Genomic DNA, 23,969 nt, shown 5'->3' with positions numbered 1-23,969 from the left:
CCTCATCTTCCCTTTTCCAGCATGTAAAAAGCGTCCAGGTCGGGACGCGCAGCAGCGCCGCAGGCGCTTAACAGACGACGCGAAAGCGGAGGTCTGACGGGGCTTGGGGCAGCGCACCAACAAGCAGAGCGGAGCCAGTCCGACCGGAGGGAGGAATGAGTGCAGCGTGCCTTTGTGGACACAAAGGCCCTGCTTGCCGTTTTGTGTAGCCCTGTAAACCGTTTTGTGTAGACGTGTAGCCCTGTAAATTGACTTTTACACCATATTCATATAAAGTATAATCAAAAGAATTAAGGGGGTGTTGACAATAACTCTACAACAACTAAAATACGTTTTATCCGTGGCTGAAAAAGGTTCTATCTGTGAAGCCGCCAAAGCTCTTTTTATTTCACAACCTAGCCTCTCTAATGCCATAAAAGATTTGGAAAATGAACTAAAGCTTTCTCTTTTTGTAAGAACTAATCGAGGTATTACGCTAACAAACGACGGTACAGAGTTTTTAGGATATGCCAGGCAGGTTATCCAACAGACAGACATGTTAGAAGAAAAATATCTGACAGGCACTCCTGCAAAACAGCGATTCTGCATTTCAACGCAACATTATACATTTGCTGCAAATGCTTTTGTTGAACTAGTTAAAGAGTTTGGTGGAGCGGAATATGAGTTTACTATCCGAGAAACAAAAACCTTTGAAATAATTGAAGATGTTAAATTGTTACACAGCGAGCTTGGCATTATTTATCTGAGTGAATATAACGAAACCGTTATACGCAAGATACTTGACGAGTCTTCCATTGAATTTTATCCGCTATTCACCGTAAAACCACATGTATTTCTTTACAAAGCTCATCCACTTGCAGGCTTAGGTTTAATCAATTTAGAAGATTTAGACGAATATCCCTGTCTATCTTTTGAGCAAGGTGCATATAGTTCATTCTACTTTTCGGAAGAAATATTAAGCACCCGTAACGTAAAAAAGAGTATTCGGGTAAGCGACCGAGCAGCAATCGTGAATTTTTTGATCGGATTAAACGCCTATACTATATCAACGGGAATATTTCCCAAATATCTACATGGTGAAGACATCGTTTCTATTCCTTTAAACATTAATGAACAGATTAGGGTCGGCGTACTAAAACATAAGGATTTGACGTTAACCCATTTAGGCGAAATCTACTGGGATGCCCTTAAAAATATTGCCAAGCAAATATAATATGAGATTTTTGCAAATATGGCCTTATATAGCTTTTAGCTATGTCAGGCCATATTTTATTGGTATTATTTATGGCGAGAAAATTGTGTTATGATTAAATAAAACAAAAGGAAGATGAATTTATGAGAGACGAAACCAAATGTTTACATGCAGGATATACGCCGCAAAACGCGGAACCACGCGTTTTGCCAATTATTCAAAGTACAACTTATGTATATGATTCCACAGAAGAAGTCGCCGCAGTTTTTGATGACCCAATGAAAAGTCTGATTTACTCCCGGTTTGGAAATCCGACTGTAATGGCGGTAGAACGTAAAATTGCTGATTTAGAGGGCGGTATTGGAGCTTTATGTACAACATCAGGGCAAGCGGCACTCTTATTATCTATTCTGAATATCTGTTCTGCCGGGGATAGTATTATCAGTGTTCCTGAAATTTATGGCGGAAGCATAAACCTGTTTTCTTTCACACTCAAACGGTTAGGCATTGAGTGTATTTACGTCAAACAGGACGCAAGTGATGAAGAATTTCATGCGGCTTTTTGCCCAAATACTAAGGCAGTTTTTGGAGAAACACTGGCAAATCCTGCATTAACTGTACTGGACATTGAGAGACTTGCTCAGATTGCTCATGCACATCATGTGCCGCTTATTGTGGATAATACTTTTGCAACTCCTATTTTGTGCAAGCCGTTTGAGTTTGGTGCGGATATTGTCGTGCATTCCACAAGTAAATATATGGACGGTCACGCGGTACAAGTCGGGGGCGCTATTGTAGACAGTGGAAATTTTGACTGGAACTCTGGAAACTTCCCTGACTTAACCGGGCCTGACGAATCCTATCACGGAATTTCCTATACAGAAACCTATGGAAAAAGCGCCTATATCATAAAAGCAAGAATGCAGCTTATGAGAGATTTCGGCGTATACCCTGCCGCCCATTCTGCCTTTCTGCTCAACATGGGTCTGGAAACCCTTGCAATTCGTATGAAACAATACTGTGAAAATGCAATGAAGGTTGCTCACTATCTGGAAAGCTCCGATTATGTGGAAAAGGTAATATATCCGGGTTTGGAAAGCAATGCTTCCTATACTTTGGCTCAAAAATATCTAAAAGGTGCAAGTGGTGTCATCTCTTTTGTGATTAAAGGCGGTAAAGAAAAAGCAATTCGATTTATGAATTCTTTACTTTTGGCATCAAATGAAGTACATGTTGCCGATATTCGCACCTGTGTTTTGCATCCGGCAAGTGAAACACACAGGCAATTAACTGATGAACAGCTACAGGATGCGGGTATCCATCCGGGAATGGTACGGCTTTCTGTTGGGCTGGAAAATGTAGACGATATTATTGAGGATTTAAATACTGGCTTTATATCTATACAGTGAGAATTGACTATTATAGAAGAGTATATAACTTTGCGACAGCGCTTTTATAAAAGAAACAGAGGCGTCTGAATAATACTATGCCAACCAAAGGTGTGAAAAAAATAGTTGGTTTATGCGTGTTTTTGAAAGACTATTGAACCATACCACTTAAAATAAGGCGCAAAAAGAAAGGATATTTATGGTATGGATATACAAACAATCTCTAGTTTTATTATTTATGCAATTATAAATGCTTTCACACCAGGTCCCGGCAACTTGCTCGCCCTTAATACTATAGTGCGTGTAGGTTGGAAAAAAGGAAAAAACTTATTGTTGGGTATTTTTACGGGATATTACGCTGTACAAGTTTTGTGTGCCATATTAGTGTATGGGATGCAAAGATTTTTAAATCCTGTTATAGCCATAATGAAATATGTTGGCGCCGCCTACATCTTATGGCTTGCAATACATATTTTGTTAAGCAAACCAGACTTAAACGGAATGAGCAGCAAGCCGTCCTTTTGGACTGGGTTCGTTCTGCAATTTGTCAATGTGAAAATTTATTTATTTGGAATTACAGCATTAACAGGATATGTATTGCCTTTCTATTCGCTTTTTGGTGCGTTACTGTTATTTGAAATAGTTATTGCGACAATTGGTACTATTGCGACTTTGACTTGGGCCACTTTAGGCGGCGTATTTCAAAGAACATATATAAAACATTACCGTATTATCAATATTATTCTGGCTCTGGCTTTATTGGAATGTGTTGTTAGTTTGCTATTACTGTAACCAACTTTACTATAACAAAAGCAAAGTGTTCATATCAACAATATAAACGATCTTTCTAACACGTTTTAGTACAAAATAGTGCACTAATATTTTAAAGGGTATTCTATTGGCCGATAGATTGAAATTTTAAAATTACTGCCAATCTAAAATTGGTAGGAATTAAATGCGCGCTTTTAAGGGCCTTCCAATGGCAGTTATGCGATTGGAGGGCTTTTATGCGCGCAAAAACCTTGCTCTGGCTAACGGAGGGGCCGCCAAGTAAACATGGCGGCTGGATGTAGCCGCAGTTCCCTTCTTTAAAAAATTAAAAAAAGCAATAAAAATTTCACGTGCGCTTTGCACACATTTTTCATTCGACACCTTTCGGGCTTATCCCCGTAAAGGTGTTTTTTGCGCCCTTTTTTGACCGTTTCTTTGTCGGACAAGCTCCGATACCACTTCGGGCCACCTTGGCCCGAAGTCCAGTTTCGATGCCGCTCCCCGCCGCCTCCATTTAGATTCGCCATCACCAAAAATCGAAATGGAGGAAAGCCATATGGCAAAGATCAATCTGCGGGATTATTACCCGTTTTACAATGCTGACCTTTTTATTGATATACCCGATGAAGTGGCGGCTACCTTAACAGAAGCCAAACGACTAGAGCGAAACTATATCCGCCGTATGTTCTGGAACAAAGCTCAATATTCGCTTGATGCGGGCGACGGTATTGAGCATGACGCGCTTTTTGTTTCTTTCTCCCTGCGAGGTTTATGAGCGCAAGGTAACGGCGCAGGAACTCCATGCCGCTCTCGATGCGCTCCCCAACAAACAGGGCCGGAGGGTTTATGCCCATTACATACTTGGCATGAGCAAAACCGAAATTGCGCGTACCGAGGGTGTGAGTGAAAAGAATGTGCGTCAATCCATAAACCGCGCTCTTCGCAGCATGGAAATATTCTTGAAAAACCGTTTGTGATACGGGTCGATTTTGCATCAAAAATCTCATGGTTATTGAGAGAGGAATTTACTTCGGGCTACGTTGGCCCAAAGTCGGGACTTCTCCCGTGCTGTTTGAAAACTGAATAAAAAGATACCCGGATACGAAGGGTGTGTGTGCCAAGTGACAGGCCCGCCATGACCTCCATTGCCAGAGAATGGGGAGAGCGACAAGGCCCATGCCACAGGCGGGTCGAAACTGGCCCCGCCAAATAAAGCACACAAGCCTTGACACTTGCGTTCAGTCACAGTCCGAGCGTTGAAGCGGCCATTAGGCCGTGAGCCGTCGCAGGCAATGAGGACGCCTCGCCATCAGAATGGGGAGAGGTGAAAATCCTATGGGGTGGATAAGCCGCCGCCCGTCTGGGTTATCTGTTTTGAAGAATATCATCAGGAGGAGGCCGCGCCGGGCCTTACTGTCTTACGACAGGCCGACGCTTTCCGGCGCGGCGCTCCGCCTATTTTACAATAGGAGAATCGAAATGGAAAAAGACATGATTTTAGATATGATGCTGACCGAGCGATGGAGCAACAACGCTTGCCGAGGCTATGTCATATGGGCTATGGAAAACTGCGGCTTCAAACCTGATGATATTCAGCGCGTAGTGATGGAGTTGTATGAGGTTTTTGATTTCAAGTCCATCGAAGAAGCCGACGAGCATTACCGTAACAGTCCCTATTGACTTCGGGCCGACTTGGACTGAAGTGTGAGGCAAGATCAAAGGCCAGCATTTGCAATTTGCAAAGTGCTGGCTTTTCGTGTTTCCTCACAGGACAATCAGGAAACTAAACATATATTTTATGGCTTTGAAAAGGAGGCGCAGAGTGATGTTGAATCAAGAAGAAATCAACATAATGCAAAGCGTAGATATTGCCACAGTAGATAAAGCGCAGTTAGCAGATGTTAGCGGCATAACATTTGACAACAGCCTGTCAAAAGGAGAACGCGCCGCTCGGATTTTGGCACAGGTGAAAAATCCTTATTGCTTCCGTCTTGGGGATACAGCGGTAAAAATTGAGTTTTCAGATGATGGGCCACCCCTGCAAGATATGATTGCCAATTTTCTGATACGGCAAAAAAGTGGTCTATAACAGGCCGCCCCCACTTCGGGCCAACATGGCCCAAAGTAGCATAAACACGCTGTTTTAGCGGCTCGACTACATTGTTCGCATTATGCCCAAATGGTATAATATAGGTGTAATGTGATAGGAAGGAGGATACATGGCACGCACAAAAAACAGGGGAACAAATATCGCCGTTTCCCTATTCTCAAAACAAGCTCCCAAATGGCGGTTAGGAAAATATCTAAGGCTTTCCAAAGACGATTTCAAGCGTGGCAATGCTAAGGACAAAGATAAGGAAGTTAGCGACAGCATAGAAAATCAACGGAAAATACTCAACGAGTTTGAGCAGATGAACGTGGATGAATTTGAATGGTCGGAAGAATACAAAGACGATGGCTTTACCGGAACAGACGCCGACCGCGATGATTTTCAAAGACTATTGTCCGACATTCGCACTGGGAAAATCAACTGCGTGATTATCAAAGACCTTTCGCGCCTTTCCCGCGACTATGTTGAAGCGGGCATCCTGATTGACAGGCTGTTTGTGCAGATGAATGTACGGTTTATCAGCCTGCATGAACGGATAGACAGCTACAATGACCCGGAGAGCGTTTCCAGTATGGTTGTTCCGATAACAAACGTGATGAACGACCAATACTGCTATCAGACCTCAAAGAAAATCCGGCAGGTGTTTGACTACAAAAAGCGTAACGGTGAGTTTATCGGCTCCTACGCTCCCTATGGCTACATCAAAGATCCCAACGACAAACACGCCTTGCTTGTAGACCGTGAAGCCGCCGAAGTGGTAAAACAGATTTTTGCCATGTTTCTAAACGGTATGGCGGTTAGGGCAATCGTAAACCATCTGAACGACCACGGCGCTATGTGTCCGTCCCTTTACAAGCAGAGCCAGGGCCTAAAGTACAGTTGCCCCAACGGACAGGCAAAGCCGATGTGGAGTACCATAACAGTCACCAACATGCTGAAAAATCCTGTTTATGTCGGGGATATGGCGCAAGGCCGAAACCGTGTCAAAAGCTACAAGATACACAAAATCGAGGCCGTACCCGAAGAAGATTGGATTGTCGTTCAGAATACCCATGAGCCGCTTGTTGACCGGGAAGCCTTTGAAAAGGTTAAGCAACTGTTAAAGCGCGATACCCGTACCGCGCCAAAGCAAAAGCAACTATACTTGTTCAGCGGCTTTCTCCGCTGTGCGGATTGCGGCAGGGCAATGTCACGGATAGCAAGTAAAGAACTGTATGTTTACTATCAATGCGGCACATACAAGAGCCTTTCAAAAAAAGCCTGCACCATGCACTCGATTAAAAGTACAAGGCTTGAAGCGGCTACGTTGTACGCCATTCAGCAACAGGTACACCTTGCGGTCAGCTACTCCGCTATCGTTTCCCAAATCAATATGGCCCCGCTTAAAAAAAGCCAGTCTGTGCGGCTTGAACAGCTGATTTCCGCAAAAGAAAAGGAGCTTGCCAAAATCATGCGATACAAGCAAGGGCTTTATCAGGACTGGAAAGACGGTGTCATTACGCACAATGATTACCGCCACATGAGCGAAGATTACGAGCGGCAAAATGAGGCCATCAGTGAGGTCATTGCCAATCTGAAAAAAGAGCGGGACGAACTGGAAAACGGCATAGACGTTGAAAATCCGTTTTTGACTACTTTCCGAAAATATGAGAACATCGACAAGTTGACAAGGGAAATACTGATTGAACTGGTTGACCATATCAAGGTATACGAGGGCGGCGACATTAGCATACGGTTTAAGTTTGCCGACGAGCTACGCCGCATTATCGAATACATTGAAGTCAACTCGCATTTGCAGGTGGTATAACCCCACCGCTTCAACAGTTTGTTGGTTTTCCTAATATATAACGCTCATATTGTAATCAGTTGGAGAAAATATACATTTTGGAAAACAGCCGTGCGAAATGCTTAAAATGTGATAATGAATTTAATATTTCTTTCAGGATGCACATTGATTAAATTGAACAAGGTTCTTTAGCATTGAAAACTAATGAATATCACTAATTGACAAAGTAGAAAAAGTGTAATATAATAAAACAAATTGGTCGGATGTCCGAATTAACAAGTAAGGAGCTATGCCATGAATAACGAAATGGAAAAAGCGAACCAATCCCAAAAAATATTACTTGCTGCATTTGAGTGTATTTCATCAAAAGGCTATGCAAATGTATCATTACGAGATATTGCCGATGAAGCAGGGGTGGTTCTAAGCCAGCTTAACTACTACTATAAAAATAAGGAGGGGTTGTTTACAGAGGTAATAAATATGATGATGCAGAAGTATCTGCAGGAAGTAGAAAGTCATTTAAGTAAAGGAACCACTGCCAAAGAAAAAATATTATCACTTATTATGTATTTTCAGGAAATGCTAGACGAAAATCCTAAGCTTTTCAGACTATTGTATGACTTTACCAGTATGGCACTCTGGTCCGCTTCATTTGGTAAACTGCTCCGCAGCCTGTTTGAAGATTTAGCAAACTTAATAGAAAAGCATGTCCTGAATAATATACCTGCAAAAAGCAATTTACGGGGCTATACCCCTAAATCCATCGCCCGAATGCTTTTTGGTGCGATGTTTGGAACTGCCATACAGGTCATTTTAGACCCTCAAGAAAAAAAACTGCCTGAAGCGTTAAGGGCAATCGAATTAGTATTTGAGTAAAAATATGAAAGGAGACATCATTTATGTCAAATCTGTTAGAAAAGTCATTCAATATGGGGTTAGGGCTCTTTGCATACTCAAGAGAAAAAATTGAGAATATGGTGGATGAGCTTGTTAACAAAGGCGAAGTTGCCAGAAAAGATGCACAGGGGTTTGTCAGCGACCTTGTAAAAAAAGGTGAGGAACAGCGGGAAGAATTAAAGAAAATAATCAGGGATGAAATCAAAGATTCTTTGGATCTAAGTAATCTTGTCAAAAAAGATGACATAAGAGAAATACTGCGTGAAGAGCTTTTGAGTGTGATAAACGATGAAGGAATCGCCAGAAAAGAAGACATCAGCAATCTTAAGAAAAGCTTGAATTCAAAGTAATAAATTTGTTTATATTTACCCTTTAGAACTTTTTTGTAGCGTTGTTAGTACGGACGTCCGATTATTGTTAAAAAAAGTATCAGAAGGCAATGCACGGAAAGATTGAAGGCTGAAACAAGGTCAGAAATTTAATAATAGGATGAAAAGGAGTTATATTCATCTGTGAGAAGCGTAGGAATTTTAGGATATGGATATTACCTGCCCGATTTGGTCTTAACCAACCACGAACTGGCCGGGCGTTTCGGGAAAACCGAAAACTGGATAGAAGAAAGGACGGGGATAAAAGAAAGAAGGATAACCGAATTCAACGTAGCTACATCGGACCTGGCTGTAAAAGCTGCGTTATCAGCGCTTGATAGGGCAAACCTATCGCCGGGAGATATTGATTTGATTATCGTTGCTACCACAACACCCGATATGATATTCCCTTCAACTGCGTGTCTGATTCAACATGGGATAGGTGCATGCAACGCAGCAGCATTCGATGTTTCCGCAGCGTGTACCGGGTTTATGTATGGGCTGGACATTGCCGTAAATTATGTATCATCGGGGCAGTATAACAATATACTCTTGGTTGGGGCTGACACCTATTCAAGAATTACTAACTACGATGACCTTAACACGAGCATTCTATTCGGTGATGGAGCAGGTGCGGTTATCGTAGGGGAAGTACCGGAGGGTTTTGGCACCCTGGGAAGCATAATGGGTGCGGACGGTTCAGGGGCGGATTTGCTAAAGATACCGGCAGGAGGTTCAAGACTGCCTCTGACTCATGACCTTTTAGACGGCAGGTTGAATACAATCGCCATGAACGGTAGAGAAGTTTTCCAGTTTGCAGTAAGGATTTTTGAAAAGATGATAAAACAGGTTGTTGATAAAACAGGGGTGGGACTGGAGGATATAAGCTTAATAATACCCCACCAGGCAAATAAACGGATACTGCTCTCCGTTTCGGAAAGACTGAAAATGCCCCCGGAAAAGATGTATTGCAACATCGAATATTACGGCAATATGTCTTCGGCTTCCATACCTGTCGCTTTGTCCGAGGCATGTAACAATGGCAAGGTTAAAAAAGGCGACATATTGCTGTTAACCGGATTTGGAGCAGGCTTAACCTGGGGAGCCAGCCTGATGAAATGGTATGACTGAAATCGGGTTACAATAGAATTAAAGCTACAAAAAATACTGGAACAGGCTGTGATATAATTGGTTGTTATTAGCCGCTACAGACATATTAAGAGGTACAGGCAGATTATCCTGGTATTTGCCAGGCATGGCTTTGGTACGCTTATCGATCAACTGGGGATCTTTGACTACCTCAATATAAAAATTAAGAAAAGATTCGGGAAGGACAAAGATGAGAATAGTAATGAAAAGCTTTCAATCGGCGAACGTTTGAGGCTTTCGCTGGAGGAACTCGGCCCGACATTTGTAAAGCTTGGTCAGATAATAAGTACAAGGCCAGACATTCTTCCTCCTGACGTAATTGCAGAACTCGAAAAGCTGCAGGATGCCGTCCCCCCTTTTCCCTTTGAGGATGTAAAGTCCCTGATAGAAAGTGAATTTGACGACAAGCTTCAAAATATCTTTAAGGAATTTAACGAGACACCCCTGGCAGCTGCATCCATGGCCCAGGTGCATCTTGCCCGGCTGAACTCAGGCAGAAAAGTGGTAGTAAAGGTGCAAAGGCCGGGGATTGAACGGAATATATACCTAGACTTAAAGGTACTGGCAGACCTTGCATCCTTTATCGATAACCACACCAAATTCGGAAAGCTTTACGACTTTACCAAAATGGTACAGGAGTTTGAAAGCACACTAAAAAATGAACTGGATTTCAGGGTCGAGGGGGAAAATGCTGAAACATTCAAGGAAAACTTCTCTAAAGACAAAGGTGTTAAAGTGCCTGATATTAGCTGGATTCATACGACAAGGCGTGTACTCACGATGGAGTATATAGAGGGAATACGCCTTAACGATTTTGCTGCACTGGATAAGGCCGGGCTGGATCGAAGAGTAATTGCCAGAAATCTTGCGGTATCAATATTCAACCAGATTTTAAGGGATGGTTTTTTCCATGGAGATCCCCACCCGGGCAATATTATGGTCATGCCCGGTAATGCGATTGTTTTCCTGGATTTGGGGATGGTAGGCAAGCTAAATGAAGAGCGCAAAGCCCAGTTTTTAAAAATGCTGATGGGAATCGCTTTTAAGAACAGCAGGTTGATTATACAGGCTATTGTTGGACTGGATGCCATGACACACCATATAAATATCAAAAAACTTGAAAAAGAAATTGATATTATGCGGGATAAATACCTGTCGGTACCTTTGAATGAAATAAAGGTAGGTGAAGTGTTCAACGAGATTTTCAATCTCGCATTTTCTTATAATATAGTGATTCCCGGCGAGTTTACGATGCTTGCAAAATCCCTTGTTACACTGGAAGGGTTGGTTGAAAAGCTTGATCCGGAGTTGAATGTCCTGGAAATTTCAGAACCTATTGCAAGGAAACTTATGTTCAAGACATTTTCCCCTGAAAAAATTGGCAAGGAAGTTTTTGGCGGAGTATTGGATTACGGAAGCTTATTAAGAGAATTCCCCTCCTTTTTGCTTAATTTTTTAAGGAAAATGGAAGATGACGAATTCACCATGCAGTTTAAAATGAAAGGTATTGAACGCATTGAAAAACGAATAGACAGGATTTTTACCAGACTATCCTTCAGTATCATACTGCTGGCTGTCAGTATAATAATTGCAGGAATTGTTGTAGGTTCAGGGATGAGTGCCCATACCGGTGCAGAAATATATGTTCTTAATATAACTGTCTTAAAAGTAGGCTTGGTTATAGCCGGCATAATGATTGTCGGTCTGATCCTTTCAGTGCTCAGGTCAAACCGCTTTTAAGGACTGCATTATAAATGAAAGGGGTATAGAAGTGTGAGTGGGTTTTCAGATTTGGTGTTATTCTTTGCAATATATTCTTTTTTAGGTTGGTTAATGGAAACAATATTTGCAAGCATAAACGAAAGAAAGCTAATCAATAGAGGGTTTTTAACCGGTTTCTTTTGCCCGATCTATGGATTTGGCGCTATACTGATTGTTCAATCTTCAAAGTGGGTTACCGTTGTTTTTGAAGATTATTCGACATCATTATTCATAAGCATATTGTTTTCGATTCTTTTGGTTACTGCATTGGAATATATCACAGGACTTGCTTTAGAGAAAGTTTTTAACTGCAAATGGTGGGATTACAGCAATAATGCTATGAATCTTAAGGGATATATATGCTTGCAATATTCACTTCTCTGGGGTATACTGGCATTTTTTTTGGTACAGGTGGCACATCCTGCTCTTTCAGAACTGGTTTTTTCCGTACCTGTGTCAACGAAGGGCTATATTGCAACGCTCATAATCCTGTACTTCCTGACGGATACCGCGAAGTCTGTACTTGATGCCCTGGATTTAAGAGAAGTGATTATTAATTATTCGAATTTACCGGTCAATAAATATTATGAAAAAATCATTAAATATAAAAGGTTTTTCCTTGCATTCCCCCGGCTGTTAATTTTAAATGCAGGTATTTTAAACCGTGATATAAGGAGCATTTTGAATGATAGAATTGATAAAATCAAAGTTGAACTTAAGAGCAGATTCCTCCCATGAGGAAGAATATAAAGAATGTATTCGTGATCTGATTCAACATGAGATGGTAGAATCAATGAAAAATTTTATACAGCATGGTGATATAAACTGCCTTGAGCACAGCCTATTTGTGTCATACATCAGCTATCTGGTATGCAGGCAGCTGGGATTTGACTACCGTTCAGCAGCCAGAGGCGGGCTACTGCATGACTTTTTCCTGTATGACTGGCATACAGGAAAGCCGTATAAAGGACTGCATGGATTTATTCATCCTCATATTGCATTACAAAATGCAAACAAATATTTCAATTTGAATGACAGAGAAAAGGACATCATACAGAAGCATATGTGGCCTTTAACCATAAGATTGCCAAGGTACAGGGAAGCTTTCGTTGTGCTGCTGGCAGATAAATATTGTGCATCTATGGAGATTGTCAAATTTGGCAGCGGGAAAAATGTTCATAGATTAAAAGAGATATTAGAAATATGAATTTACAAATATGTTTTATGTAAAAATGCTGTAATGTGCGAAAGAAGGTGTATAATGCTTGACTTTATTGCAATTCCCATGGGATATGTGTTGAAATTTATATATGATATGCTTGCGTTTAAAAATTATGGTATTGCAATCATACTGTTGACGGTTATGGTAAAAACACTTTTACTACCACTTTATATAAAGCAGTATCATTCAACATCAAAGCTTAGCGAAATTCAGCCTCAAATGCAGGAAATACAAAAGAGATATAAAAACGATAAGGAAAAGCTGAATGAAGAAATGATGAAACTTTACCAGGAAAATAAAGTAAACCCTGCTGGCGGCTGTTTGCCGCTGCTGATTCAGATGCCTATTCTTTTTTCATTATATTATGTAATCTCACAGCCTTTGAGGTATATGGTTGGAAAGTCACCGGAAACTATTTTGCACTTATTCGAAAAAATACCGATAGGTCCCGATAGAATATCAAATATACGTGACTTGAGCATTATCACTTACTTCGGGAAGCATACGGAGGAATTGGCAAGTGTTAGTCAAATGCTAAAAAAAGAAGAATTGCTTAATATGAATTTTCTTGGTATTAACCTTGGGGCAATTCCTACATGGAATTATCAAAAGCTTTTTGGAGATGTTGTAGGTGCACAAAATCTAATTTTGCTTCTAATTCCAATATTATCAGCAATTACGACCTATATCTCTGTTAAATATTCTATGCAGCAAACACCTCAGACAAGTGATAACCAAATGCAAGCATCCATGCAAAAAAGCATGATGTGGGTGTCTCCTGTCATGACCGCATTTATTTCTTTCAGCGTACCTGCCGGTCTGGGCCTTTACTGGATTGTGGGAAATATTTATCAGATAGCCCAGCAAATGTTTATGAACAGGTTTGTTATAAAAAAGAATGTGAAGGTGGAAGTGGAAAATAAAAAGGTGAAGGAAAGGAAAAACTCCGGTGGACAATCTATTAGGACGCATCAACGTGCCAAGTGATATCAAAAAACTGAATAGAATGCAATTGAAGCAATTGGCGGAAGAAATCAGAAAGCTTCTGATAGGATCAGTATCAAAGACGGGAGGTCATCTGGCTTCAAATTTGGGTGCAGTAGAGCTTACGATTGCACTCCATTTTATTTTTGATTCTCCAAAGGATAAAATTATATGGGATGTTGGACATCAGTCCTATACCCATAAAATTCTTACAGGCAGAAAGGAAAGATTCGGTACACTCAGGACGCTAAATGGCATCTCCGGCTTTCCCAAAGCAAGCGAAAGCGAGCATGATATTTTTAATACCGGGCACAGCAGTACCTCCATATCTGCTGCACTGGGTCTTGCAAAGGCAAGGGATATTAAAAACGAAAACTACTCCGTTATTTCAGTAATCGGAGATGGTGCCCTAACCGGAGGAATGGCTTTTGAAGCATTAAATGATGCCGGAAGGTCATTGAACAACTTGATTGTAGTCCTTAATGATAATAATTTTTCCATAAGACAAAATGTTGGAGGGCTTTCAAAGCATTTGGCGCAAATAAGGACAGAGCCCGCTTATTTCAAGTCAAAAGAGCTATTGGAACAGGCTTTTAACAGAATACCAGGTATTGGTGAGCCTCTTGCCGAAGGCCTGAACAGAATTAAAGGTGCAATCAAATATATGATCATGCACAGGACCTTGTTTGAAGAGCTTGGGTTTAAGTATTTCGGTCCTATAGACGGACATGATTTGAATGAGCTTATCGATATCTTTTCAAAGGCTAGGTTTATAAAAGGGCCTGTGCTGATTCATGTCCGTACCCAAAAAGGGAAGGGCTACGGGCCGGCGGAGGAAAAACCCCATGCTTTCCACAACGTATCCTCTTTTGAAATACGGTCCGGTGAAACATTGAATGATAAAAAAGATAGCTATTCGGCTATTTTCGGGAAAGAAATGGTGAAGCTCGCTGGAGAAGAAAGCAAACTCATTGCCATTACCGCTGCGATGCCGGACGGTACGGGACTCAACGAGTTTTCAAAAAAATATCCGAAAAGATTTTTTGATGTGGGTATTGCCGAGCAGCATGCCGTAACATTTGCGGCCGGCATGGCAAAAAGCGGTCTTAAGCCTGTTTTCGCAGTATATTCGTCCTTCCTGCAGAGGGCTTATGACCAAATTCTTCACGATGTTGCAGCGCAGAATTTGCATGTGACATTTGCCATAGACAGGGCTGGTGTTGTCGGTGAAGACGGTGAAACACATCAGGGAATCTATGATTTGTCTTATCTTAGCCATATTCCCAATATGTCGATTCTTTCTCCTTGTGACTATAGTGAGCTTGAACATATGCTGAGGTATGCAGTTATAGAGCATAATGGGCCCATTGCAATAAGGTATCCCAGAGGGAAAGGTAAAGTGATATTATCGGATGTCAAAAAGCCTGTAGCCTGGCATAAGGGGATAAAAATTTGTAATGGCACTGATGTTACTATTGTTACGGCCGGGAATATGGTGGAAACTTCCCTTCAAGTAGCGGCGACACTGAAAAGTGAGGGGATTTCCGTTGATTTAATCAACGTTAGATTTCTGAAACCCATGGATGCAGAATTGATCATCGGTTCTGCAATGAGAACAAAGAAAGTAGTGACGATTGAGGATCATTCCATAATAGGGGGACTTGGCAGCAATGTTCTGCAGCTGCTAAACAGGTATGAACTTAATATTGAGATTAAAATGTTTGGCTTTCCGGACCACTTTATCGGGCAGGGTACGCGAAGCGAGCTATTCAGAATATATAAGCTTGATGCGGATTCCCTGATTCACGGAATTTTACGACTGCTGAGAAAAAACAAATTAATATTGAAAGACAGTGTACATGGTGTTTATTTGGGCAATAGATCAAAACTCAAATAGAAGGGAAAAAGTGTTATGGACATTCATCTAAAAAAAGGCATAATAGAGATTTGCATTTTAGCAATTTTATTTAGTAAGGATGCTTATGAATGTGAACTGAGCATGACACTTCAAGATGCGTTTGAGACATCGGAAATTATAATATATTCTCTGTTAAAAAAAATGCAAAAAGAAGGATTTATTAAAAGTGGTATAAAAGAAACCTCCAACAAAACGATGCTGAAATTTTACGGCATTACATCCGAAGGGAAAGATCAATTTGAGAACCTGAAGTATGAGTGGTATGAATTAAATCAAGCTGCAAAGCAATTTATAGATAGATTTATAGTCTAGGCTAAACAGCTTTTAGATTAATAATTAATAATTATAAGAAACAGCCGAGGTAATATTTTAAACGCTGCAAATGTACTTACGGTATTTAGGCTTTCATTGGTACCTATGTTTGGATTTTTTTACATATGGGAAACTGTCCATTAGCGGTATTATGGGCAATTATGCCCGGCTTGGGGAGAGGAGGTTTATCATGTCGGATTCAAACATTACCAAGCTGGCACTTGCCAATTCCTTAAAGGGACTTATGGCAAAGAATGCCTTCAACAGGATCTGCGTGAGCGATATTGTTGAAAATTGCGGGCTGACAAGGCAAGCATTTTATTATCATTTCAAGGACAAGTATGATCTTATGAACTGGATTTACTATACCGAAACCGCCCGCTTGATAAGCTCCTATAACACGGTAGAGCATTGGATGGACGGTCTGGTGGATTTGTGTAACTATATGCGGCAGAACAAGACGTTTTATATTAACGCGCTCAATACAACCGGACAAAATTCTTTTCAGGAATATCTACATGACTACATCCGGGATATCTCGATATCAATAATAGAAAACCTTCAAAATGCAGAATTTGAAGAAGAAAAATGGGGATTTATTACCGAATTTATATCTACTGCTTTTGTCGGCATGATTGTACGATGGGCCAACAAGGGTATGAAAGAGGAACCGGCGGAGTACGTAACGAAAATTCGCAGCATTTTTGACGGAAGTATTTTTTGCGAACTTGAAAGCCTGAGCCAAACGGCGCCTGCGAAAGATCCGACAGAACCGGAATGAAAGCTGCTGGGCGTCCATTACTTTTGCTCTGATGGTAAATTCTATTTGTATGAAAACGGCGCTGCTTATAAAAAATTCTAAATTGAAACAGGAGCAGGTGATATGAAAAATATTATAGATTATGCAAAAGAAATAGAAGACACTTTTCAAAATAGACAATTTAACGCTGTTGACAGTCTGGTACTATCCCAATTGGCGTATCTGTATTACGATGGTGTCGTCCCCGGCTTATCGGATATCTCATCGACGGTGCCGATCCAGGAAGTTGCCGCTATAGAGAATCCTGATACATTATATCAAGATGTGAGAGATCGCAAAAGCAACCGGCAACTGCTCTTTGCGTTTGCAAACAGTCCGCGGTTTTGTGACACGAGACTGGCTTTTTATGTGAATCAAATAGATAACACGGCAGAGAAGCAGTTCTCCGCCGTCACCTATCTTCTGAGCGACGATTCAGCATATGTTGCTTACCGAGGCACCGATGCAACCTTTGTCGGTTGGAAAGAGGATTTTAATATGGCGTTCACAAGCCCTATTCCGTCGCAGGAGGAAGGCGTTGCATACTTGAATGCCGTTGCCGACAAAATTTCATGCAAATTAAAAATCGGCGGGCACTCAAAAGGAGGAAATATTGCAGTCTATTCCTCCATAAAATGCCGCCGGTCGGTTCAGGACAGGATCACACATATCTTTGATCATGATGGACCCGGATTCAAGGATGAGATATTTCAGAGCGACGGCTATTTGACAGTAAAGGATCGAATCCGCAAAACCATGCCGCAGTCCTCCGTGATTGGGATGCTTTTGCAGCATCAGGAAAAGTATTCCGTGGTGAAAAGCAACCGCATCTGGCTCATGCAGCACGATCCCTTTTCATGGCTGATTGACAGCGATGATTTTGAATATATTTCATCGATCACCAAAAGCGCACTCTATATGAATGAAACACTGAACCAGTGGGTTAGCTCCCTGAACGACCAAAAACGGGAGCTATTTGTGAATACTCTGTATAATGTGATCAAAGCAACAAATGCTACGACATTTTATGACCTGATGGGAGATTGGCAGAAAAGAGCTTATGCCGTGCTTGGTGCAATGAAAGAAATTGATGATGAAACAAGAAGGTTTCTGTTTCAGACCATACGCTCACTATTTATTTTAGCTATGAAGAACATTCGGGAAATAAGAAAACATGACCTAATTTTATGAGCGGTTATTGCCTGGATATGTACCGGCATACCTTAGGAAAATTCCATGATTACATACGGATTATCCTGTGAATCAAGCAGAAGCACATACCAATTTGCTGAAGGTGCCTTTATCATTTGGGGATACAACAGATCACCCAGTTTTGCAGGCCTCTTATATTCGATTCTTAATCTGTTGATTACGAAATTCTCCGGCAAAAGCTCCAGCGCCGCCTCAACATATTTCACATTGTTCATATGGTGATATATATCAATATCATTGCGTTTGACTGTAACAGCATCCATACGCTGACCTGGCATATCCGGGAGAATAATTTTTTTGTCCAGATACTCCATATCAATTTTTTCGTCGATGGTAACCTTGTCAATTTCACTTTGCGGCAGCCTTACCATTCTACCTGTATCCAGATTTACAAATGCTCCGAGGCTCCATGACAGTAGACAGGGCAGGCCGTTTTCACCATATAGGACCGTATTCCGATACCCGAAGAAACTCCGGCAGGCAAAGACACTGGTCTTCACAGTAATCTTTTCGCCGCATACCGGCAGCCGTATAATATCCACTTGCCTTGATAAGACAAACATACCCAGATTGTTCCCGACAAGAAAGCCTCGGAAGGAAGGCTCTGATTCCAGCCATAACAGTGAACAATCCTGAAGGATGTCCATAGCTCCCGTCAGCTTCATAGTTCCGTTACTGCCTGTCCTGCTGGCACAAACACGATCTTTTATTTCATACATGTCAAAACCACTCCCACTGTCATTGTATTGATCTTCTGTCACGCGCGGCTTTGGAAGCATCGATGGCATAAAATATCAGTGCCAGCAACGCCATGATTACAGCTATCCATAGTAGAATAACATCCAAAGGCAGTACCCAGATCGTAAAAAAATCATGGAAGAAACATAGACACAGCGCAGTAATCAATAGCCACTGAGCCGCTTTGCCGATTATCTGACTTTGTACCACGATGCCTCTGCTCAGCAGATAAGAACCGCCTATCAGCATTAGAAGTTCTTTTACTATCACAAGGATCACCGGGATACAATGTACTTTTCTCGACGCTGTAAGAGAAATCAGTACCGCCAGACACATCAGTTTATCGGCAATGGGGTCCATCAGCTTCCCTAAATTGGTAACCCAATTATACTTTCTGGCAATTCGCCCATCCAATAAGTCCGTCAAGCTGGCCGCAAGAAACACAATAAATGCCGCGTATTGATAGCCTTTTATATAGGCTGCTACATATATGGGTATTAAAGCAATTCTCAATATCGTAAGTATGTTTGCCAGATTCCAAATGTTTTCGGAAGCTTTTTTCATTAACTTTATGTGTCTCCTTATGCTTTTATTGCCGTAAAACAGGGTTAGAAGCTTATACAAAGCCGCGTGCTCTGAAGTATTTCAAAAAGCGATTTTGTAACCACATCTTTTGCTTTGATGTATTCACAATAAACCCTTTCTGCCAGATTAATCGCTATGTAACCGTCGCCGGAGAGGATTTTTTCACTGATAATTCGCATATCGCGGAACAATTCCAGCGTAATTAAGGGTTGCCCTTTTTCCCCTCTTTCTTTGCACGCAAAGGCATGGACTGCGTCCCTGCATGTATCCGGGACGCCGTTTTCGGCGATGTATGTTCCAAACAGATTGCCAAGGCTGATCGCAGAGCGAATATACTCCGGGGCTGTCACTTGTTTTATCGTATTCTCGCTATAGCTTACATGAAAGCCATATAGGCAACGGTTTTGCTTTAATAACCGGAATGCGTTTACATCGCTTTCACAGCTGAAATCCATGTTTGTCACCTGCACGGAAACCATCGCATTATGGATTTTACCGAGAAATTCGGCAGTTTGCTCCAAAATTAAGCCGGAAGGCACTTTCAACACGAATAAGCATTCTTCAAACCGTTTTGCGATTTCGCATATGGAGAGAATATCGTCTTTTTCGTGCGGACAGATGATATAGCTGTAAATGCCTAATTCCTTGCCTTCCCCGATAAGATGCTCCATCTGATGAAAAAAGGCAGGACCTGATTCAGAAATATCAAAAATGAGGAGCCATGGAAGCATAAATCCTAAATCCTCCTGCCTTTTTTTGAGTTTATTGGCTCCATAGATCAGACTGCTGTATCCCAAATTCAAGCCGACTTTTTTTATCGTGTCGTTATCAACATCGGAAAGAATCCTTGTGACCAGTGAATTATAGGGGTTTCTCGGGTTGGCAATTACCTTTTGAGCGGTAGAAAAAAACCACTTCTGATTTTCACTTTTTGAAAACAGCAGGCCCAAATCAATCAGGTTTCTAATACTACGTCTTGTATTACCTTTCATATCTTCCATAGCTTTGCTAATAGCTATATTGATTGCCTGCCTCACCAACCTATGCTGCAACTCCAATATTAAACAACTCCTTCCTAAATAAGTACACTCCTAATATACTCTAAAATGAAGATGCACTCTATTTACAGATATCTGTTTGTGTAAAGATTCTTTACACAAGCTGTTTTTGTTTAATTACTCAGAATATGCGATATGGTAAACTTCATCATAGATAAATTTAGTTGGAGGTCATATTATGAACAAAATAATCAGTTCAACAGGTATGAAGCTGGCATATGCCTATTTAAATTCCAATCCTGAAAAAAATATCCCAAAACTTATGGATTGGATAGACCGTTTTGATAGAAACAACGAAATGGAAAGTCAGCGCAAGGCAATCCGCAAGATCATCGAAGATAAGGACAATAACTGGTATAAACTGATCCTCAGCATGTGGTCGGATATTAATACTAAAGTGCGAAAGGCATTTTTCAATAATTTCATACTGAATGAGAGCTTCATCGGATGGCCCATACAGGAGGCAAACCGGGAAAAGTACGGCTGCAACATACCATGGGCAATCTTGATGGACCCCACTGCAGCCTGCAATCTCAAATGCACCGGCTGCTGGGCAGCAGAATACGGTAAAAATTCTTCCATGAGCCTTGAAATGATGGACAGTATCGTTAAACAGGGCAAACAACTGGGCGTGTATTTTTATCTGTATTCCGGCGGAGAACCCCTTGTCCGCAAAAAGGATATTATCGCACTTTGCGAGAAACATGGCGATTGTTTGTTTGCCGCCTTCACAAACGGTACGCTTATTGACGAAGATTTTGCCGACGAAATGCTACGTGTCAGGAATTTCGTTCCTGCCATCAGTATTGAGGGCTTTGAGAACGCCACGGATTCCCGTCGCGGCAAGGGAACCTATCAGGCGGTCATCCGCGCTATGGAGATTCTCAAGCGGAAAAAGTTGATTTTCGGCGCTTCTCTCTGCTATACCCGTTATAACACTGAGGTGATCGGCAGCGAAGAATTTTTTGATTTTATGATTGACAAAGGAGTGAAATTCGCATGGTTCTTTACCTATATGCCGGTGGGCGCGGATGCGGTCCCCGACTTGATGGTAACCGCCGACCAGCGTGAATTTATGTATCGCCAGATTCGTCACTTCCGTGAAACAAAACCTCTGTTCACCCTGGATTTCTGGAATGACGGCGAATATGCAGCTGGCTGCATCGCTGGCGGGCGCAGGTATTTGCATATCAATGCTAACGGGGATATCGAACCATGCGCGTTTATCCATTATTCAGATTCCAGCATTTATGAAAATACCATTCTTGAGGCACTGCAGTCCCCATTGTTCATGCAGTATCATATGAATCAGCCCTTTAACGATAACCATCTGAGGCCCTGCCCTCTGCTGGACAATCCAGGTAGACTGACAGAGATGGTAGAGGTGTCCGGTGCAGCCTCGACGGATTTTATCAAACCGGAGGACGTACACAGCCTGAGCTGTAAGTGTGTGAATACCGCAGAAAAATGGGCTGTGACTGCGGAAAGGCTTTGGACCGAATCACATGGTTGCGCCGATTGCGTGAAATGCGGGGGAGAGGCTCGAAAAGCTGCCGGTTGAAAAAAACTGGAGCTTTCTCCAGCCTGCACTGTATTCAAAAGCATAGATAAATCCTTCGGAGTAAAAATTTGTTCTGCAGAGAGGTAATAGATGTTTGGTAAAAAAAGTCTGTCAAAAGTAGGTATACCATTACAGTCAAGGATTACGACAATTAGGACTATGCATTACCTAAAGGGATTTATTCTATGATTATAATATAACGAACGTACGAATTAGTATAAGGGATGAATCATTATGGCTATTCTTGTAAATTTAGAACACTTATTGCTGCAGCAAAAAATAAATTCCATCGGGTTAGCAGCAAAAATAAACATCACTAAGACAAATTTATCAATCTTGAAAACAAATAAAGCAAAACTAATCCGGTTCTCAACACTTGACTCAATTTGTAGAATATTGAATTGTCAGCCTGGTGACATACTAAAGTATGTGCCAGATAACGAAACTTCATAAAATATCTACTTCAATTAAAATAGATTTTAATTTTCATATGAATCAAGCACTAAGGGCAAACCTGCCGAAAGGCAGGGACGCAAAGCCATAGGGTCTACGGTGCTTACCGGCACTATGACAGCCTGGTTGCCGCAGAAAGAATATGTGTCTAAACCTGCCATTCTTAGCGGCAGGTTTTTTGTCTTTTTAGAGTAAAGGGTAAGCGGCTTTGCTGGTGAAAAATTGCAATATTTTAAACAGCAAGGCCGCTTGCTTATTTCGACATAAAATGACAGCGTTTTTGGGACATACCTATCCAGATCGGAGCTTTCATTTTGAGTAAGTGAGGTGCAGACAGATGAGAAATCAGACTCTGTTGAAGCGAAAAAAGTTAAAATAGCTCACCTCCGAAGGTATAAGGGTTATACCATTGTTGAAGTCGCCCATAACATGAAGGTACACCTTCCACCACCCTGGAATGACCCAGTGAGGCTGTTCTTTCTTCGATTTAATATAGCCTGCAAAGCCCAAAAAACCGCAATTTGCTTGCCGCAAATTGCGGTTTTTTCTTTGACAAAATATCTGTTTTTACAACCTTTTCCAAGCTTATATTACTTTTCTCTTTCAAAAAAAATTATAGAAGCGGACAAGCCTGGCTTTTCCGCGCTACTGCTATATTCCTCAGGCTGCCGTTCTCCCCCTCGAATTCTGGATTTTCAAAAAAATTCAGGATTCGGAGGAAATGAACGTGACAAATCATATTGATTGGGACGAGCTACTCAAAAGAGAGGACAAGCTCCTTGCCAATTCCGACCGCAAGCACCGGTATCATTTCAAGTCGATGGACAGCATGAGCGAAGAACTCCTGTTTCAGGAAAGCGTGTTAAAGTATCAGGAACATGAACCGGAAGCGGTAGAATCCGAGGACTTTATTGAAACCATAAAGAATGAAAAGCTGGCCAATGCACTGCGGCAGCTTACGCCTAAGCAGCGCAAGGCGTTGGAGCTTGCCTACTGGAAAGGCTATAAACATTGGGAAATTGCAACTGCTATGGGCTGCAAACGCAATACGGTAACAGAACTTCTGGCAAGGGCGCTGGAAAGGGTCAGCCGGTATATGGCTGATTAACCGTCCTGGGTGGGATAGTGCGTAAAAACACTGTCCCGCCTTTTTTGATGTAAAAAATATTTTAAAAATTTTTTTAAAATACGACCTTTTACCCTCTCCCATCTCCGATAGGTGAGGACCCTTTTGCACCTTGACAAATATCGGCGGTTTCGCCGACCATACCGGGATGTCGAGTACATTACCTTCCATGCTGCGCGCGAGGATCGCCGGCCATTTCCGTCCCACAAAGTAAATGACTTTTCGAGGGCACCGGATTGGGCCAGGCAGGAGCGTCCGCCCTTTTGTGTTTTCAGAAGGCCGGCAGACAAAAGGCATGGGAGCCATAATGATACTTTCCATAAAAGGGCCAGCGAAAAGGCAGTAGCTGGGAAAGCGTCGCTCCGGCTGGGATAGGTCGGAGGGAGCTTTCATGCGCGGCGGTAAATCCGTTGCGGCTTGACATTACCCCCAGTGTGTCCGGGAAGCGGGGTCAAATAGGACACGAACATGCTTTACTGTTTTGCATTTGCATTTTTGAAATATTGCCTGACGGCAGAGCTACTGCGGCGGAGCGGAAGAATTGTTCTCTCATCTTTCGTGTGTGGAAATCTGTTCCGC

25 protein-coding genes and 1 riboswitch are annotated in these 23,969 nt (G+C 41.8%); of the genes, 22 read left to right on the top strand and 3 right to left on the bottom strand.

Annotated features, from left to right (window positions below; all coding sequences use genetic code 11):
• Positions 1-301: 301 nt before the first annotated feature.
• From Gferi_RS03630 to Gferi_RS03545, 19 genes are all read left to right on the top strand, one after another.
• Positions 302-1,213, top strand: a complete 912-nt coding sequence (locus Gferi_RS03630) for a LysR family transcriptional regulator (protein WP_330389571.1) — start codon at positions 302-304, stop codon at positions 1,211-1,213.
• 122 nt (positions 1,214-1,335) lie between these two features.
• Entirely contained in the window at positions 1,336-2,601 is a 1,266-nt protein-coding gene (locus Gferi_RS03625) for an O-acetylhomoserine aminocarboxypropyltransferase/cysteine synthase family protein (RefSeq protein WP_028309357.1), read from the top strand.
• 183 nt (positions 2,602-2,784) lie between these two features.
• Complete coding sequence (locus Gferi_RS03620) at positions 2,785-3,372, top strand: LysE family transporter (protein WP_028309356.1); 588 nt, start codon at positions 2,785-2,787, stop codon at positions 3,370-3,372.
• 535 nt (positions 3,373-3,907) lie between these two features.
• Complete coding sequence (locus Gferi_RS29375) at positions 3,908-4,126, top strand: hypothetical protein (protein ID WP_330389569.1); 219 nt, start codon at positions 3,908-3,910, stop codon at positions 4,124-4,126.
• On the top strand, positions 4,065-4,328 hold the full coding sequence (locus Gferi_RS29370) for an RNA polymerase sigma factor (RefSeq protein ID WP_330389689.1): 264 nt from the start codon (positions 4,065-4,067) through the stop codon (positions 4,326-4,328). The genes Gferi_RS29375 and Gferi_RS29370 overlap by 62 nt, the downstream gene beginning before the upstream one ends.
• Positions 4,329-4,830: 502 nt before the next feature.
• Positions 4,831-5,031, top strand: coding sequence for a hypothetical protein (locus tag Gferi_RS03610; protein ID WP_069974313.1), 201 nt, complete (start codon positions 4,831-4,833; stop codon positions 5,029-5,031).
• A 145-nt stretch (positions 5,032-5,176) separates the two neighbouring features.
• Positions 5,177-5,440 carry a DUF6870 family protein gene (locus Gferi_RS03605; RefSeq protein WP_028309353.1) on the top strand — a complete coding sequence of 88 codons (264 nt, stop codon included), beginning with the start codon at positions 5,177-5,179 and terminating at the stop codon, positions 5,438-5,440.
• Positions 5,441-5,570: 130 nt separating this feature from the next.
• Complete coding sequence (locus Gferi_RS03600; protein ID WP_069974312.1) at positions 5,571-7,268, top strand: recombinase family protein; 1,698 nt, start codon at positions 5,571-5,573, stop codon at positions 7,266-7,268.
• A 273-nt stretch (positions 7,269-7,541) separates the two neighbouring features.
• Positions 7,542-8,123 (top strand): TetR/AcrR family transcriptional regulator, encoded by a 582-nt coding sequence (locus Gferi_RS03595; protein ID WP_207640887.1) that lies wholly within the window; start codon positions 7,542-7,544, stop codon positions 8,121-8,123.
• 23 nt (positions 8,124-8,146) lie between these two features.
• Complete coding sequence (locus Gferi_RS03590; protein WP_069974311.1) at positions 8,147-8,494, top strand: phasin family protein; 348 nt, start codon at positions 8,147-8,149, stop codon at positions 8,492-8,494.
• Positions 8,495-8,656: 162 nt separating this feature from the next.
• The gene (locus Gferi_RS03585) at positions 8,657-9,643 is read left to right on the top strand and encodes a 3-oxoacyl-ACP synthase III family protein (RefSeq protein WP_069974310.1); all 987 of its coding nucleotides are present in this window, start codon (positions 8,657-8,659) and stop codon (positions 9,641-9,643) included.
• A gap of 57 nt (positions 9,644-9,700) precedes the next feature.
• On the top strand, positions 9,701-11,401 hold the full coding sequence (gene ubiB, locus Gferi_RS03580; protein ID WP_069974309.1) for a 2-polyprenylphenol 6-hydroxylase: 1,701 nt from the start codon (positions 9,701-9,703) through the stop codon (positions 11,399-11,401).
• A 33-nt stretch (positions 11,402-11,434) separates the two neighbouring features.
• Positions 11,435-12,160 carry a putative ABC transporter permease gene (locus tag Gferi_RS03575; RefSeq protein WP_083273346.1) on the top strand — a complete coding sequence of 242 codons (726 nt, stop codon included), beginning with the start codon at positions 11,435-11,437 and terminating at the stop codon, positions 12,158-12,160.
• Complete coding sequence (locus Gferi_RS03570; protein ID WP_069974308.1) at positions 12,108-12,629, top strand: HD domain-containing protein; 522 nt, start codon at positions 12,108-12,110, stop codon at positions 12,627-12,629. Before Gferi_RS03575 ends, Gferi_RS03570 begins: the two co-directional genes overlap by 53 nt.
• 54 nt (positions 12,630-12,683) lie before the next feature.
• Entirely contained in the window at positions 12,684-13,631 is a 948-nt protein-coding gene (locus tag Gferi_RS03565) for a YidC/Oxa1 family membrane protein insertase (protein ID WP_069974307.1), read from the top strand.
• The gene (gene dxs, locus Gferi_RS03560; protein WP_083273345.1) at positions 13,594-15,525 is read left to right on the top strand and encodes a 1-deoxy-D-xylulose-5-phosphate synthase; all 1,932 of its coding nucleotides are present in this window, start codon (positions 13,594-13,596) and stop codon (positions 15,523-15,525) included. The genes Gferi_RS03565 and dxs overlap by 38 nt, the downstream gene beginning before the upstream one ends.
• 15 nt (positions 15,526-15,540) lie before the next feature.
• The gene (locus Gferi_RS03555) at positions 15,541-15,858 is read left to right on the top strand and encodes a PadR family transcriptional regulator (RefSeq protein ID WP_028309346.1); all 318 of its coding nucleotides are present in this window, start codon (positions 15,541-15,543) and stop codon (positions 15,856-15,858) included.
• Between the two features lie 190 nt (positions 15,859-16,048).
• Positions 16,049-16,639, top strand: a complete 591-nt coding sequence (dhaS, locus tag Gferi_RS03550; protein WP_069974306.1) for a dihydroxyacetone kinase transcriptional activator DhaS — start codon at positions 16,049-16,051, stop codon at positions 16,637-16,639.
• 102 nt (positions 16,640-16,741) lie between these two features.
• The gene (locus Gferi_RS03545) at positions 16,742-17,848 is read left to right on the top strand and encodes a DUF2974 domain-containing protein (RefSeq protein WP_069974305.1); all 1,107 of its coding nucleotides are present in this window, start codon (positions 16,742-16,744) and stop codon (positions 17,846-17,848) included.
• 32 nt (positions 17,849-17,880) lie between these two features.
• On the opposite strand, the gene Gferi_RS03540 is transcribed toward Gferi_RS03545, so the two are convergent.
• The 3 genes from Gferi_RS03540 to Gferi_RS03530 are packed head-to-tail and all read right to left on the bottom strand — an operon-like array spanning position 17,881 to position 20,250.
• Positions 17,881-18,588 carry an acyl-[acyl-carrier-protein] thioesterase gene (locus tag Gferi_RS03540; protein WP_069974304.1) on the bottom strand — a complete coding sequence of 236 codons (708 nt, stop codon included), beginning with the start codon at positions 18,586-18,588 and terminating at the stop codon, positions 17,881-17,883.
• 19 nt (positions 18,589-18,607) lie between these two features.
• Entirely contained in the window at positions 18,608-19,171 is a 564-nt protein-coding gene (gene pgsA, locus Gferi_RS03535) for a CDP-diacylglycerol--glycerol-3-phosphate 3-phosphatidyltransferase (RefSeq protein ID WP_069974303.1), read from the bottom strand.
• A 44-nt stretch (positions 19,172-19,215) separates the two neighbouring features.
• Positions 19,216-20,250, bottom strand: a complete 1,035-nt coding sequence (locus Gferi_RS03530) for a hypothetical protein (protein ID WP_069974302.1) — start codon at positions 20,248-20,250, stop codon at positions 19,216-19,218.
• 178 nt (positions 20,251-20,428) lie between these two features.
• Here Gferi_RS03530 and Gferi_RS03525 point away from each other — a divergent pair, with 178 nt between their 5' ends.
• The 3 genes from Gferi_RS03525 to Gferi_RS03510 all read left to right on the top strand — a co-directional run bounded on the left by Gferi_RS03525 (position 20,429) and on the right by Gferi_RS03510 (position 23,372).
• Positions 20,429-21,811, top strand: a complete 1,383-nt coding sequence (locus tag Gferi_RS03525) for a radical SAM protein (protein ID WP_069974301.1) — start codon at positions 20,429-20,431, stop codon at positions 21,809-21,811.
• A gap of 234 nt (positions 21,812-22,045) precedes the next feature.
• Positions 22,046-22,264: a helix-turn-helix domain-containing protein gene (locus tag Gferi_RS03520; RefSeq protein ID WP_028309340.1), complete on the top strand. Its 219-nt coding sequence runs from the start codon at positions 22,046-22,048 to the stop codon at positions 22,262-22,264.
• Positions 22,265-22,308: 44 nt separating this feature from the next.
• Positions 22,309-22,398: riboswitch (cyclic di-GMP riboswitch) on the top strand.
• A 695-nt stretch (positions 22,399-23,093) separates the two neighbouring features.
• Positions 23,094-23,372: a sigma-70 family RNA polymerase sigma factor gene (locus Gferi_RS03510; protein ID WP_169832960.1), complete on the top strand. Its 279-nt coding sequence runs from the start codon at positions 23,094-23,096 to the stop codon at positions 23,370-23,372.
• Positions 23,373-23,969: the final 597 nt, after the last annotated feature.

The organism is Geosporobacter ferrireducens, from assembly GCF_001750685.1.
Taxonomy (GTDB): Bacteria; Bacillota; Clostridia; order Peptostreptococcales; family Thermotaleaceae; genus Geosporobacter; species Geosporobacter ferrireducens.
This window is presented reverse-complemented; position numbering and strand designations above follow the sequence as displayed.

What these genes read in the sequence shown, in the direction of transcription:
- Gferi_RS03625 (WP_028309357.1), top strand. Translation starts at nt 1,336, where the DNA reads ATGAGAGACGAAACCAAATGTTTACATGCAGGATATACGCCGCAAAAC.
- Gferi_RS03620 (WP_028309356.1), top strand. Translation starts at nt 2,785, where the DNA reads ATGGATATACAAACAATCTCTAGTTTTATTATTTATGCAATTATAAAT.
- Gferi_RS29375 (WP_330389569.1), top strand. Translation starts at nt 3,908, where the DNA reads ATGGCAAAGATCAATCTGCGGGATTATTACCCGTTTTACAATGCTGAC.
- Gferi_RS29370 (WP_330389689.1), top strand. Translation starts at nt 4,065, where the DNA reads ATGCGGGCGACGGTATTGAGCATGACGCGCTTTTTGTTTCTTTCTCCC.
- Gferi_RS03610 (WP_069974313.1), top strand. Translation starts at nt 4,831, where the DNA reads ATGGAAAAAGACATGATTTTAGATATGATGCTGACCGAGCGATGGAGC.
- Gferi_RS03605 (WP_028309353.1), top strand. Translation starts at nt 5,177, where the DNA reads ATGTTGAATCAAGAAGAAATCAACATAATGCAAAGCGTAGATATTGCC.
- Gferi_RS03600 (WP_069974312.1), top strand. Translation starts at nt 5,571, where the DNA reads ATGGCACGCACAAAAAACAGGGGAACAAATATCGCCGTTTCCCTATTC.
- Gferi_RS03595 (WP_207640887.1), top strand. Translation starts at nt 7,542, where the DNA reads ATGAATAACGAAATGGAAAAAGCGAACCAATCCCAAAAAATATTACTT.
- Gferi_RS03590 (WP_069974311.1), top strand. Translation starts at nt 8,147, where the DNA reads ATGTCAAATCTGTTAGAAAAGTCATTCAATATGGGGTTAGGGCTCTTT.
- Gferi_RS03570 (WP_069974308.1), top strand. Translation starts at nt 12,108, where the DNA reads ATGATAGAATTGATAAAATCAAAGTTGAACTTAAGAGCAGATTCCTCC.
- Gferi_RS03565 (WP_069974307.1), top strand. Translation starts at nt 12,684, where the DNA reads ATGCTTGACTTTATTGCAATTCCCATGGGATATGTGTTGAAATTTATA.
- Gferi_RS03555 (WP_028309346.1), top strand. Translation starts at nt 15,541, where the DNA reads ATGGACATTCATCTAAAAAAAGGCATAATAGAGATTTGCATTTTAGCA.
- dhaS (WP_069974306.1), top strand. Translation starts at nt 16,049, where the DNA reads ATGTCGGATTCAAACATTACCAAGCTGGCACTTGCCAATTCCTTAAAG.
- Gferi_RS03545 (WP_069974305.1), top strand. Translation starts at nt 16,742, where the DNA reads ATGAAAAATATTATAGATTATGCAAAAGAAATAGAAGACACTTTTCAA.
- Gferi_RS03540 (WP_069974304.1), bottom strand. Translation starts at nt 18,588, where the DNA reads ATGTATGAAATAAAAGATCGTGTTTGTGCCAGCAGGACAGGCAGTAAC.
- pgsA (WP_069974303.1), bottom strand. Translation starts at nt 19,171, where the DNA reads ATGAAAAAAGCTTCCGAAAACATTTGGAATCTGGCAAACATACTTACG.
- Gferi_RS03525 (WP_069974301.1), top strand. Translation starts at nt 20,429, where the DNA reads ATGAACAAAATAATCAGTTCAACAGGTATGAAGCTGGCATATGCCTAT.
- Gferi_RS03520 (WP_028309340.1), top strand. Translation starts at nt 22,046, where the DNA reads ATGGCTATTCTTGTAAATTTAGAACACTTATTGCTGCAGCAAAAAATA.
- Gferi_RS03510 (WP_169832960.1), top strand. Translation starts at nt 23,094, where the DNA reads ATGAGCGAAGAACTCCTGTTTCAGGAAAGCGTGTTAAAGTATCAGGAA.